The 13,117-nt window shown below is 65.4% G+C and carries 13 protein-coding genes; 12 read left to right on the forward strand and 1 reads right to left on the reverse strand.

The window, feature by feature from the left end:
- Positions 1-432: 432 nt before the first annotated feature.
- The 12 genes from ccoN (at position 433) to AAHK21_RS05255 (ending at position 12,350) form a co-directional block, all read left to right on the forward strand.
- Positions 433-1,875 carry a cytochrome-c oxidase, cbb3-type subunit I gene (gene ccoN / locus AAHK21_RS05200; RefSeq protein ID WP_367856635.1) on the forward strand — a complete coding sequence of 481 codons (1,443 nt, stop codon included), beginning with the start codon at positions 433-435 and terminating at the stop codon, positions 1,873-1,875.
- Positions 1,875-2,483 (forward strand): cytochrome-c oxidase, cbb3-type subunit II, encoded by a 609-nt coding sequence (gene ccoO / locus AAHK21_RS05205; protein WP_023631369.1) that lies wholly within the window; start codon positions 1,875-1,877, stop codon positions 2,481-2,483. Before ccoN ends, ccoO begins: the two co-directional genes overlap by 1 nt.
- 5 nt (positions 2,484-2,488) lie before the next feature.
- The gene (locus AAHK21_RS05210; RefSeq protein WP_031315534.1) at positions 2,489-2,680 is read left to right on the forward strand and encodes a CcoQ/FixQ family Cbb3-type cytochrome c oxidase assembly chaperone; all 192 of its coding nucleotides are present in this window, start codon (positions 2,489-2,491) and stop codon (positions 2,678-2,680) included.
- Entirely contained in the window at positions 2,677-3,654 is a 978-nt protein-coding gene (gene ccoP, locus AAHK21_RS05215) for a cytochrome-c oxidase, cbb3-type subunit III (RefSeq protein WP_367856636.1), read from the forward strand. The genes AAHK21_RS05210 and ccoP overlap by 4 nt, the downstream gene beginning before the upstream one ends.
- A gap of 281 nt (positions 3,655-3,935) precedes the next feature.
- Positions 3,936-5,351 carry a cytochrome c oxidase accessory protein CcoG gene (gene ccoG, locus AAHK21_RS05220; RefSeq protein ID WP_367856637.1) on the forward strand — a complete coding sequence of 472 codons (1,416 nt, stop codon included), beginning with the start codon at positions 3,936-3,938 and terminating at the stop codon, positions 5,349-5,351.
- Positions 5,352-5,366: 15 nt separating this feature from the next.
- Positions 5,367-5,894 (forward strand): FixH family protein, encoded by a 528-nt coding sequence (locus AAHK21_RS05225; protein ID WP_102684959.1) that lies wholly within the window; start codon positions 5,367-5,369, stop codon positions 5,892-5,894.
- 106 nt (positions 5,895-6,000) lie between these two features.
- A complete protein-coding gene (locus tag AAHK21_RS05230; RefSeq protein WP_367856638.1) occupies positions 6,001-8,472 on the forward strand; it encodes a heavy metal translocating P-type ATPase in 2,472 nt (823 codons plus the stop codon).
- Positions 8,454-8,666, forward strand: a complete 213-nt coding sequence (gene ccoS, locus AAHK21_RS05235; RefSeq protein ID WP_046856470.1) for a cbb3-type cytochrome oxidase assembly protein CcoS — start codon at positions 8,454-8,456, stop codon at positions 8,664-8,666. Before AAHK21_RS05230 ends, ccoS begins: the two co-directional genes overlap by 19 nt.
- Complete coding sequence (locus tag AAHK21_RS05240; protein ID WP_046856471.1) at positions 8,659-9,342, forward strand: sulfite exporter TauE/SafE family protein; 684 nt, start codon at positions 8,659-8,661, stop codon at positions 9,340-9,342. The genes ccoS and AAHK21_RS05240 overlap by 8 nt, the downstream gene beginning before the upstream one ends.
- 101 nt (positions 9,343-9,443) lie before the next feature.
- Entirely contained in the window at positions 9,444-10,826 is a 1,383-nt protein-coding gene (hemN, locus tag AAHK21_RS05245) for an oxygen-independent coproporphyrinogen III oxidase (protein WP_367856639.1), read from the forward strand.
- Between the two features lie 187 nt (positions 10,827-11,013).
- Positions 11,014-11,748, forward strand: coding sequence for a Crp/Fnr family transcriptional regulator FnrA (gene fnrA / locus AAHK21_RS05250; RefSeq protein WP_023630845.1), 735 nt, complete (start codon positions 11,014-11,016; stop codon positions 11,746-11,748).
- Positions 11,749-11,801: 53 nt separating this feature from the next.
- Entirely contained in the window at positions 11,802-12,350 is a 549-nt protein-coding gene (locus AAHK21_RS05255) for an adenine phosphoribosyltransferase (RefSeq protein ID WP_038705708.1), read from the forward strand.
- A 61-nt stretch (positions 12,351-12,411) separates the two neighbouring features.
- Here the strand turns inward: AAHK21_RS05255 and recR are convergent, their stop codons facing one another.
- Positions 12,412-13,014, reverse strand: a complete 603-nt coding sequence (gene recR, locus AAHK21_RS05260) for a recombination mediator RecR (RefSeq protein ID WP_023632784.1) — start codon at positions 13,012-13,014, stop codon at positions 12,412-12,414.
- Positions 13,015-13,117 lie beyond the last annotated feature (103 nt).

Below are 13,117 nucleotides of genomic sequence, written 5' to 3' on the forward strand. Positions count from 1 at the left end.
AAGCGCAAAACCCCTGTGGGAGCCAGACCGCTCCCACAGGCCCGCTCCACCCTCCCCGCCTTGCACCCCCTCCGAACACAACTAAGCTTGTTGCCACAGTGGCTCCGCTCGCAGCGACCGGAACAGACGTGGTGCACAGCCTGACATCACGCACCGATCCTGGACGCTCGAGCCTGCGGCTTTGGGATGTGCCTTGCGTGCCCGTCCCAGAAACAAAAGCTTGACCGATCGATCAGAAAAACATGGAAAACGGTACACATTACAAATATTTATTTGTGTACAATCGTTCAGCCCCCAACGCCACGGGACGGTGGCGAAAAGGGTCCGGACACGGGTCGGCGTACATGACTTGCGTTGCCATAACCCTGGTGGTTATCAATACTGGCGCCGATTTACCAACCAACAAGAACACCCAAACCGTGGAACCTTAGAATGAGCACTGCAATCAGTCCGACTGCTTATAACTATAAGGTCGTCCGCCAGTTCGCCATCATGACGGTGGTCTGGGGGATCCTTGGCATGGGGCTCGGCGTCTTCATCGCCTCGCAACTGGTATGGCCCCAGCTCAACCTGGACCTGCCATGGACGAGCTTCGGCCGCCTGCGCCCGCTGCACACCAACCTGGTGATCTTCGCCTTCGGTGGCTGTGCCCTGTTCGGCACCAGCTACTACGTGGTGCAGCGCACCTGCCAGACCCGCCTGATCTCCGACAGCATGGCCGCCTTCACCTTCTGGGGCTGGCAGGCGGTGATCGTCGGCGCGCTGATCACCCTGCCGATGGGCTTCACCACCACCAAGGAATACGCCGAGCTCGAATGGCCGCTGGCGATCCTGCTGGCCATCGTCTGGGTCACCTACGCCCTGGTGTTCTTCGGCACCATCGTCAAGCGCAAGACCAAGCACATCTACGTCGGCAACTGGTTCTACGGCGCCTTCATCGTGGTCACCACGATGCTGCACATCGTCAACCACATCTCGCTGCCGGTGAGCCTGTTCAAGTCCTACTCGGCCTACGCCGGGGCCACCGACGCGATGATCCAGTGGTGGTACGGCCACAACGCCGTGGGCTTCTTCCTCACCACCGGCTTCCTGGGGATGATGTACTACTTCGTGCCCAAGCAGGCCGAACGCCCGATCTACTCCTATCGCCTGTCGATCGTGCACTTCTGGGCACTGATCACCCTGTACATCTGGGCCGGCCCCCACCACCTGCACTACACCGCGCTGCCGGACTGGGCGCAGTCGCTGGGCATGGTGATGTCGATCATCCTCCTGGCGCCGAGCTGGGGTGGCATGATCAACGGCATGATGACCCTGTCCGGCGCCTGGCATAAGCTGCGCACCGACCCGATCCTGCGCTTCCTGGTGGTGTCGCTGGCGTTCTACGGCATGTCCACCTTCGAAGGCCCGATGATGGCCATCAAGACGGTCAACTCGCTGTCGCACTACACCGACTGGACCATCGGCCACGTCCATGCCGGCGCCCTCGGCTGGGTGGCGATGATCTCGATCGGCGCGGTCTACCACATGATCCCGAAACTCTACGGCCGCCAGCAGATGCACAGTGTCGGGCTGATCAATGCGCACTTCTGGCTGGCGACCATCGGCACCGTGCTGTACATCGCCTCGATGTGGGTCAACGGCATCACCCAGGGCCTGATGTGGCGCGCCATCAACGACGACGGCACCCTCACCTACTCCTTCGTCGAAGCCCTGCAGGCCAGCCACCCGGGCTTCATCGTTCGCGCCCTGGGCGGTGCGTTCTTCGCCTCCGGCATGCTGCTGATGGCCTACAACGTGTACCGCACCGTGCGCGCCGCCAACCCGGTGGAGGCTGAGGAAGCCACCAAGATCGTCGTCGTGGGAGCCCACTGATGAAGCATGAAGCAGTCGAGAAGAACATTGGCCTGATGGCCTTCTTCATGGTCATCGCCGTCAGCGTCGGCGGCCTGACCCAGATCGTCCCGCTGTTCTTCCAGGACGTCACCAACAAGCCGGTCGAAGGCATGAAGCCACGCACCGCGCTGGAGCTCGAAGGCCGCGACATCTACATCCGCGAAGGCTGCGTCGGTTGCCACTCGCAGATGATCCGCCCGTTCCGCGCCGAGACCGAGCGCTACGGCCACTACTCGGTGGCCGGCGAAAGCGTCTGGGACCACCCGTTCCTGTGGGGCTCCAAGCGCACCGGCCCGGACCTGGCCCGGGTCGGCGGACGCTACTCGGACGACTGGCACCGCGCGCACCTGTACAACCCGCGCAACGTGGTGCCTGAGTCGAAGATGCCGTCGTACCCGTGGCTGGTCGAGCACAAGCTCGACGGCAAGGACACCGCCAAGAAGATGGAAGTGCTGCGCACCCTGGGCACCCCCTACACCGATGAAGACATCGCCGGCGCCGCCGACGCGGTCAAGGGCAAGACCGAGATGGACGCCCTGGTCGCGTACCTGCAAGGCCTTGGCACCCTCATCAAGAGCAAACGGTGACCGTGATGGATATCGGGATGATTCGCGGCCTGGGCACCGTCGTGGTGCTGGTGGCCTTCGTGGGCCTGGCGCTGTGGGTGTTCAGCCCACGGCGCAAGCGGGAATTCGACGAGGCAACGCAATTGCCGTTCGCGGACGACCCCGAAGCCACCCGTCACGTCGAGCAAGCACAAGCTTCTAGGAGCAAAAAACAATGACAACCTTCTGGAGTCTGTACGTCACCGTCCTGACCCTGGGCACCATCTTCGCCTTGACCTGGCTGCTGCTGTCGACCCGCCGGGGCCAGCGCGAGGAGATCACCGACGAAGTCGTCGGCCACGCCTTCGACGGCATCGAGGAGTACGACAACCCCCTGCCGAAATGGTGGTTCTGGCTGTTCGTCGGCACCGTCGTCTTCGCCCTCGGCTACCTGGTGCTCTACCCGGGCCTGGGCAACTGGAAAGGCATCCTGCCGGGCTACGCATACGTCGACAACGAAAAGAAGACCGAGTTTTCCAACGGCCAGGCCGGCTGGACCGGCGTGCACGAATGGGAAAAGGAGATGGCCAAGGCCGACGCCCGCTTCGGGCCGATCTTCGCCAGGTTCGCCGCCATGCCGGTGGAGGAAGTGGCCAAGGATCCGCAGGCACTGAAGATGGGCGCGCGCCTGTTCGCCTCCAACTGCTCGGTGTGCCACGGCTCCGATGCCCGCGGCGCCTACGGTTTCCCCAACCTGACCGACAACGACTGGCGCTGGGGCGGTGAGCCGGAGACCATCAAGACCACCATCATGAACGGTCGCCATGGCGTGATGCCAGGCTGGGCCACGGTGATCGGCGAACAGGGCGTGGCCGATGTGGCGGCCTTCGTGCTGACCAACCTCGACGGCCGCAAGCTGCCCGAGGACGCCAAGGCCGACCCGGCCAAGGGCAAGGAAATCTTCGCCACCAACTGCGTGGCCTGCCACGGTCCCGAAGGCAAGGGCACCCCGGCGATGGGCGCGCCCAACCTGACCCACCCGCAAGCGTTCATCTACGGTTCGAGCTTCGCCCAGTTGCAACAGACCATCCGCTATGGTCGCCAGGGCCAGATGCCGGCCCAGGCGCAGATGCAAGGCAATGACAAGGTGCACCTGCTGGCGGCGTACGTGTACAGCCTGTCGCATCAGGCGGAACCGGCCGCAACCGAGTAGGACAGGCCCGACCCCTGGCGGATGAATCCGCTCCTACGCGCCCCCTGTAGGAGCGGATTCATCCGCGATGAGGCCCGCAAACTCAGCACAAGCTGACCTGAATCAATTGACACCCGCCATAACACGATTCACACCACGAACCCAACGCGACTAAGTGTCGCAGTGCTCCCCGCATGCGCCATCACAGGCGTATCATGGGCCGCAGAGCGCTAGCAGAACGCGCGAGACTGCGGCCGGCACGCACTGGCCGCGGCATTTCTCCACTGCCGTGGGACTTGATGATGAGCAAGCAAATTCCGGTACATGACGTCACCCCGCCTGCCAGCAAAGGGAAGGATTCCGTCGACCTCTACGCCTCGCGCGAAAAAATCTACACCCGCGCCTTCACCGGCATTTTCCGCAGGCTGCGGATGGTCGGTGGCGCGATGTTGTTCCTGCTGTATTTCGGCACCGTCTGGCTGAACTGGGGCGGTCACCAGGCCGTGTGGTGGAACCTGCCCGAGCGCAAGTTCTACATCTTCGGCGCCACCATCTGGCCCCAGGACTTCATCCTGCTCTCGGGCATCCTCATCGTCGCCGCCTTCGGCCTGTTCTTCATCACCGTGTACGCCGGTCGGGTCTGGTGCGGCTACACCTGCCCGCAGAGCGTGTGGACCTGGGTGTTCATGTGGTGCGAAAAAGTCACCGAGGGCGACCGCAACCAGCGCATGAAGCTCGACAAGGCGCCCATGAGCGCCAACAAGTTCCTGCGCAAGCTGGCCAAGCACAGCCTCTGGCTGCTGATCGGCTTCGTCACCGGCATGACCTTCGTCGGCTACTTCGCGCCGATCCGCGAACTGGCCATCGAGTTCTTTACCGGCCAGGCCGATGGCTGGGCCTACTTCTGGGTCGGTTTCTTCACCCTGGCCACCTACGGCAACGCCGGCTGGCTGCGCGAGCAGGTGTGCATCTACATGTGCCCGTACGCGCGCTTCCAGAGCGTGATGTTCGACAAGGACACCCTGATCGTTTCCTACGACCCGCGCCGCGGTGAAACCCGCGGTCCGCGCAAGAAGGACATCGACTACAAGGCCAAGGGTTTGGGCGACTGCATCGACTGCACCATGTGCGTGCAGGTCTGCCCCACCGGCATCGACATCCGTGACGGTCTGCAGATCGAGTGCATCGGCTGCGCCGCCTGCATCGACGCCTGCGACAGCATCATGGACAAGATGAACTACCCCAAGGGCCTTATCAGCTACACCACCGAACACAACCTGTCCGGGCAGAAGACCCACATGCTGCGCCCGCGCCTGATCGGCTATGCCCTGGTGCTGCTGGTGATGATCGGCGCCCTGGTCACCGCCTTCGCCACCCGTTCGCTGGTGGGCTTCGACGTGGCCAAGGACCGCGTGCTGTATCGCGAGAACGCGCAAGGACGAATCGAGAACGTCTACAGCCTCAAGGTGATGAACAAGGACCAGCGCGACCACGTCTACGTGCTCGACGCCGCCGGCCTGCCCGACCTCAAGCTCGAAGGCCAGCGCGAAATCCGCGTAGCCGCCGGCGATATCGTCAACCTGCCGGTGCAGTTGTCGGTCGCACCGGAACAGCTGCCCTCGACCACCAACGAAATCACCTTCATCCTCAAGGACGCCGACGACAGCGCCAGCCAGGTTGAAGCCAAGAGCCGCTTCATCGGCCCACAGATCCGCTGAGAGAGAACCTAGACAATGCCTGCCGCCACCGCCGCCAGCCCCTGGTACAAGCACCTCTGGCCCTGGATCATCATCGGCATCCTGGCCACCTCGGTGTGCCTGAGCCTGACCATGGTCAGCATCGCCGTGCGCAACCCGGACAACCTGGTCAACGACAACTACTACGAGGCCGGCAAGGGCATCAACCGCTCGCTGGACCGCGAGCTGCTGGCCCAGACCCTCAACCTCAAGGCCAGCGTGCACCTGGACGAGCTGACCGGCGAGGTCGAAGTGCGCCTGACCGGCAACAGCGACCCGCAGGCGCTGGAGCTGAACCTGATCTCGCCGACCCAGCCGGCCAAGGACCGCAAGGTGCAGCTGGCACGCACCGAGCCAGGCCGCTATGTCGGCCAGCTGGACGACAAGGTCGACGGCCGGCGCTTCGTCGAGCTGCTCGGCAGCCAGGACGACCATGTGTGGCGGTTGTTCGAGGAGGAGAAGGTCGAGCATGGGGTGACCTTGCAGCTGGGCGATGAAGCCATTCAAGGGGCCGAGCACCAGTAATAGCGACACACCACACCTCGTGGGGGCGGGCCTGACAACCAGCATTCCAGGCCCATCGCGGGGCAAGCCCGCTGCCACGAACCCGCTGCAGCAAGAAGAGATGTCGATGAGCCAACCCACCCCCTGCTACCACTGCGCCCTGCCCGTCCCCGCCGGCAGCCGCTTCACCGCCGTGGTGCTTGGCGAGCCCCGGGCATTCTGCTGCCCCGGCTGCCAGGCAGTGGCAGAGTCCATCGTCGCCGGGGGCCTGGAGCACTACTACCAGCACCGCAGCGACACCAGCGCCAACCCCGAGGCCCTGCCCCGTCAACTCCAGGACGAGCTGGCCCTGTACGACCGCAGCGACGTGCAGCAAACGTTCGTGCGCCATGAGGGCCAACTGGCCGAGGCCACCCTGCTGGTCGAGGGCATCAGTTGCGCCGCCTGTGGCTGGCTGATCGAAAAGCACCTGCGCACCCTGCCCGGCGTCGCCGATGCCCGGCTGAACCTGTCCAACCATCGCCTGCTGGTCAACTGGGACGACCAGCAACTGCCACTGTCGCAGTTGCTGGCCGGGCTGCGCCGCATCGGCTATGCCGCCCACCCCTACCAGCCCGACCAGGCCGCCGAACAGCTGGCCCGGGAGAATCGCAGCGCGCTGCGCCGCCTGGGCGTGGCCGGGCTGCTGTGGTTCCAGGCGATGATGGCGACCATGGCCACCTGGCCGGAATTCAACATCGACCTGTCGCCCGAGCTGCACACCATCCTGCGCTGGGTCGCGTTGTTCCTCACCACGCCCATCGTGTTCTACAGCTGCGCACCGTTCTTCAAGGGCGCGGCCCGCGACCTGCGCACCCGCCACCTGACCATGGACCTGTCGGTGTCGCTGGCCATCGCCCTGGCCTACTGCGCCGGGATCTGGACCGCCATCACCGGCCACGGCGAGCTGTATTTCGACACCGTGGGCATGTTCGCCCTGTTCCTGCTCACCGGCCGCTACCTGGAGCGCCGCGCCCGCGAACGCACCGCGGCGGCCACCGCGCAGCTGGTCAACCTGCTGCCAGCGTCGTGCCTGCGCCTGGACGCCAACGGCCAGGGCGAGCGCATCCTGCTCGGCGAACTGCAGTGCGGCGACCGTGTGCAGGTGCTGCCGGGGGCGGTGATCCCGGCCGACGGGCTCATCGTCGACGGTCGCTCCAGCGTCGACGAATCACTGCTGACCGGTGAATACCTGCCCCTGGCGCGCCGCGTCGGCGACCGGGTGACCGGTGGCACCCTCAACGTCGAAAGCACGCTGACGGTCGAGGTCCAGGCCCTGGGCCAGGATTCGCGCCTGTCGGCCATCGTCCGTCTGCTGGAGCGCGCCCAGTCGGAGAAACCGCGCCTGGCGGAGATCGCCGACCGCGCCTCGCAATGGTTCCTGCTGTTCACCCTGGTCGCCGCCGCGGTGATCGGTGTCGTCTGGTGGCAGCTCGATGCGCCCCGGGCGTTCTGGATCGTCCTGGCCATGCTGGTCGCCACCTGCCCCTGCGCCCTGTCGCTGGCCACCCCCACCGCCCTCACCGCCGCCACCGGCAGCCTGCACAAGCTCGGCCTGCTGGTGACCCGCGGGCATGTGCTCGAAGGCCTCAACCAGATCGACACGGTGATCTTCGACAAGACCGGCACCCTCACCGAAGGCCGCCTGGCCCTGCGCAGTATCCGCCCGCTGGGCCGACTAGACGCTGACCAGTGCCTGGCACTGGCGGCGGCACTGGAGAACCGCTCCGAACACCCCATTGCCCGTGCCTTCGGTCGCGCCGCGCAGGCGGCCGAAACCGTCACCGCCGTGCCGGGGCTGGGCCTGGAAGGCATGCTGGCAAGCCAGCGCCTGCGTATCGGCCAGGCCACCTTCGTCTGCGCACTCAGCGGCGCCGAGGTACCCACCGTGCCGGAGCCACACGGACAATGGCTGCTGCTCGGGGACCGGCAAGGGCCACTGGCCTGGTTCGGCCTGGATGACCGCCTGCGCGACGACGCCCAGGACCTGGTGACGGCCTGCAAGGCACGCGGCTGGAACACGCTGCTGCTGTCCGGCGACAGTTCGCCGATGGTGGCGCAGGTGGCCGCGCAACTGGGCATCGACCAGGCCGTCGGCGGCCTGCGTCCGGACGACAAGCTCGCCCGCCTGAAAGCGCTGCAAGCCGAAGGGCGCAAGGTGCTGATGCTTGGCGACGGCGTCAACGATGTACCGGTACTGGCCGCCGCCGACATCAGCATCGCCATGGGCAGCGCCACGGACCTGGCCAAAACCAGCGCCGACGCAGTGCTGCTGTCCAACCGCCTGCAGGCGCTGGTGCAGGCCTTCGACCTGGCCCGCCGGACCCGCCGCAACATTATCGAGAACCTGCTTTGGGCGACGCTGTACAATGGCCTCATGCTGCCGTTCGCCGCGCTCGGCTGGATCACCCCGGTGTGGGCGGCGATCGGCATGTCGGTCAGCTCGCTGATCGTGGTGCTCAACGCCCTGCGCCTGACCCGGCTGCCCAGCAGCGTGACGCCGCCCGGGCGCGAGCCCGCGTCGCTCGAAAGGAAACCGCTATGCCCGCCCTCTACGTGATGATCCCCGCCGCCCTGCTGCTGGTCGGTGTCGCCGTGTACATTTTCTTCTGGGCGGTGGACAGCGGCCAGTACGACGATCTGGAAGGCCCGGCCCACAGCATCCTGTTCGATGACCAGGACCCTTGCCATCAGGCGGCCGTGAAGCCTGAGGGCGAAAAGCCCAAAGACCAGGACACGACCCCGCGTGCCTGAACTGATCCCCCTGCTGGGCTCGGCGCTGGTCCTGGGCCTGCTCGGTGGCGGCCATTGCCTGGGCATGTGCGGCGGCCTGATGGGCGCGCTGACCCTGGCCATCCCTCCCGAGCAGCGCAGCCGGCGCCTGCGCCTGCTGCTGGCCTACAACCTCGGGCGTATCCTCAGCTATGCCGCCGCCGGCTTGCTGCTGGGCCTGGCTGGCGTGGCCCTGGCCAGCAGCCCGCTGGCGACCGGTTTGCGGGTCGCGGCCGCGTTGCTGCTGATCGCCATGGGCCTGTACCTGGCGGGCTGGTGGAGCGGCCTGACCCGTATCGAGGCACTTGGGCGCGGGCTTTGGCGCCATGTGCAGCCGCTGGCCACGCGCCTGCTGCCGGTATCCAGCCTGCCCCGGGCCTTGCTGCTGGGCGCCTTGTGGGGCTGGTTGCCGTGTGGCCTGGTGTACAGCACCCTGCTGTGGGCGGCGAGCCAGGGCGATGCACTGCACAGCGCGGCGCTGATGCTGGCGTTCGGCCTGGGTACCTGGCCGGTGCTGCTGGCCACGGGGCTCGCCGCGGAGCGCGTCGGTGCCCTGTTGCGCAACCGCGGGGTACGCATGGCCGGTGGCGTGCTGGTGATCCTCTTTGGCCTGTGGACCCTGCCCGGGCCTCACCAGCACTGGCTCATGGGGCATTGAGAGGCTGCTGCGACCGCCAGATCTCCTGATACAAATCAACACGACTTCTTACATCCGCCCCTAGACTCCGGACACTGCAGCTCTATCCGGGGACTACCCACATGCTCGACGACCTACACTGGGACGCCGACCTGATTCGTCGCTACGATCTGGCCGGACCACGCTACACCTCCTATCCGACCGCTGTGCAACTGCACGGCGAAGTGGGCTCGTTCGACCTGCTCCACGCCCTGCGCGAGAGCCGCCGCGCCGCCCGCCCACTGTCGCTGTACGTGCATGTGCCGTTCTGCGCCAACATCTGCTACTACTGCGCCTGCAACAAGGTCATCACCAAGGACCGCGGTCGCGCCGCGCCCTACCTGCAACGCCTGGAACAGGAAATCCAGCTGATCGCCTGCCACCTCGACCCCAAGCAAGTCGTCGAGCAGCTGCATTTCGGTGGCGGCACGCCGACCTTCCTCAGCCATGTGGAACTGCGCCAGCTGATGGCAACCCTGCGCCAGCACTTCCACCTGCTGGACGACGACTCTGGCGACTACGGCATCGAGATCGACCCGCGCGAGGCCGACTGGTCGACCATGGGCCTGCTGCGCGAGCTGGGCTTCAACCGTGTCAGCCTCGGCGTGCAGGATCTGGACCCCGCCGTGCAGCGCGCGGTCAACCGCCTGCAGAGCCTGGAGCAGACCCGCACCCTGATCGAAGCGGCGCGCACCCTGCAGTTCCGTTCGATCAACCTGGACCTGATCTACGGCCTGCCCAAGCAGACACCGGAAGGTTTCGCCCGCACCGTCGAAGAAGTGATCCGCCTGCAGCCCGACCGTCTGTCGGTGTTCAACTACGCGCACCTGCCCGAACGCTTCATGCCCCAGCGGCGCATCGACAGCAGTGACCTGCCGGCCCCAGCGGCGAAGCTGGAGATGCTGCACGCCACCATCGACCAACTGACCGCTGCCGGCTACCGCTACATCGGCATGGACCACTTCGCCCTGCCCGACGACGAGCTGGCCATCGCCCAGGAAGAAGGCACCCTGCAACGCAACTTCCAGGGCTACACCACCCACGGCCACTGCGACCTGATCGGCCTGGGCGTGTCGGCGATCAGCCAGATCGGCGACCTCTACTGCCAGAACAGCAGCGACCTCAACACTTACCAGGACACCCTCTCCACCGCGCAGCTGGCGACCCAGCGCGGCCTGATGTGCAACCAGGACGATCGCCTGCGCCGGGCGGTGATCCAGCAATTGATCTGCCACTTCGAACTGGATTTCGAAGCGATCGAACAGGCCTTCACCATCGATTTTCGCGGCTACTTCAAGGAGCAGTGGCCGCAACTGCAGGCCATGCAACGCGACGGCCTGATCAGCCTGGACGCCAAGGGCATCCGCATCCTGCCGGCCGGCCGCCTGCTGGCGCGCTCGGTATGCATGGTGTTCGACGCTTACCTCGCGCAGCAGAATCGCCAGCGTTTCTCGCGAGTGATCTGAGGCGATTGAGGCGTTTCACCGCATGGACAGCACGCCTTTCGAGGCACACTATGGACAGTTGAACGGTGTCGGGACACACCTTCCACACCGCTGCTAGCGTGCACCAAAAATGCGCACACTGGCCTACAGCCCATGCCGCGGGTTATCCTTACGGCTTATGTGTGCTTTCCCACAAGGATCGAAAGAAATGTCCGAGCCAGTAAAACTGCGCCCACACAACCAGGCCCACTGCAAGGATTGCAGCCTGGCCCCCCTGTGCCTGCCCCTGTCCCTGAACCTGGAAGACATGGACGCACTGGATGAAATCGTCAAACGCGGCCGCCCGCTGAAGAAAGGCGAGTTCCTGTTCCGCCAGGGTGACAATTTCGGCTCGGTCTACGCAGTACGTTCCGGCGCCCTCAAGACCTTCAGCCTCAGCGACAGCGGCGAGGAGCAGATCACCGGCTTCCACCTGCCCAGCGAGCTGGTCGGCCTGTCCGGCATGGACACCGAGGCCTACCCGGTATCGGCCCAGGCCCAGGAAACCACCTCGGTGTGCGAGATCCCCTTCGAGCGCCTCGATGAACTCTCGGTACAGCTGCCGCAGCTGCGCCGCCAGCTGATGCGGGTGATGAGCCGCGAGATCCGCGACGACCAGCAGATGATGCTGCTGTTGTCGAAGAAGACCGCCGACGAGCGCATCGCCACCTTCCTGGTCAACCTGTCGGCGCGCTTCCGCGCCCGTGGTTACTCGGCCAACCAGTTCCGCCTGAGCATGTCGCGCAACGAGATCGGCAACTACCTGGGCCTGGCAGTGGAAACCGTGTCGCGCGTGTTCACCCGCTTCCAGCAGAACGGCCTGCTCAAGGCCGAGGGCAAGGAAGTGCACATTCTCGACCCGATCCAGTTGTGCGCGCTGGCCGGCGGTGCACTCGAGGTCTGATCGCCGCGCTAACAGGGTATACTGACGCCGAGTTTTTCCAGGATACCCGCCCCATGCACAGCGACACCTTCGACCTCAAAGCCCTGATCCGCCCGGTAGTGGACTTCCCCAAGCCGGGCGTGATCTTCCGCGACATCACCCCGCTGTTCCAGTCGCCGCGCGGGCTGCGTTATGTCGCCGACCAGTTCATCGAGCGCTATGTCGAGGCCGAGTTCAGCCATATCGGCGCCATGGACGCGCGAGGCTTCCTGATCGGCTCGATCATTGCCCACCAGTTGAACAAGCCGCTGATCCTGTTCCGCAAGCAGGGCAAGCTGCCAGCCGACGTGCTGTCTGAAGGCTATCAGACCGAATACGGCGAGGCTTTCCTGGAAGTGCATGCCGACAGTCTCTGCGATGGCGACTCGGTATTGATCTTCGATGACCTGATTGCCACCGGCGGCACCCTTCTGGCCGCGGCGAACCTGGTGCGCCGCACTGGCGCCCAGGTCTTCGAGGCGGCGGCGATCATCGACCTGCCAGAGCTGGAAGGCTCGCGTCGCCTGCAGGCGGCCGGCGTGCCGACCTTCTGCCTGACCGAGTTTTCCCTGAGCGAATACTGAGTTCGCCTTCAAAACGATCGCGGTGCGCCGATGCGACTGGCCCCGCGATGCGTTTACAGGTTTACAACGTGATCGGCCTGCGCCCGGCAAATGCATGGGCCAGCGTCCCGCCATCCACCAATTCCAGCTCGCCACCCAACGGCACGCCATGGGCGATGCGCGTGGCAGTCAGGCCCTTCTCGGCCAGCAGCTGGGCGATGTAGTGCGCCGTCGCCTCCCCTTCCACCGTGGGGTTGGTGGCCAGGATCACCTCACTGAAGGTGCCCTGCTCCTCGATCCGCGCCATCAGCTGTGGAATGCCGATGGCATCCGGCCCCAGCCCGTCCAGCGGCGAGAGATGCCCCTTGAGCACGAAGTAGCGACCTCGATAGCCGGTCTGCTCCACTGCGTACACATCCACCGGCCCCTCGACCACGCACAGTTGCGTGTCGTCACGGCGCGGGTCGGCGCACTGCGGGCAGAGTTCCTGCTCGGTCAGCGTGCGGCATTGGCGGCAGTGACCGACACCCTCCATGGCCTGGCTCAGGGCCTGGGCCAGGCGCGTGCCGCCACTGCGGTCACGCTCCAGCAGCTGCAGGGCCATGCGCTGGGCGGTTTTCTGGCCGACGCCGGGCAAGATGCGCAAGGCGTCGATCAGTTGGCGGATCAGGGGGCTGAAGCTCATGGGAATGGCCTGACAGATCAATAAGACGCGGTTTATACCGAGCAAGGTGGGCAGCGTCAAATCAAAGGCGAACGATGACCAACCGTTGCGGTTGACCCTTGAA

Source organism: Pseudomonas sp. TE50-2, assembly GCF_040813665.1.
Classification (GTDB): Bacteria; Pseudomonadota; Gammaproteobacteria; order Pseudomonadales; family Pseudomonadaceae; genus Aquipseudomonas; species Aquipseudomonas soli.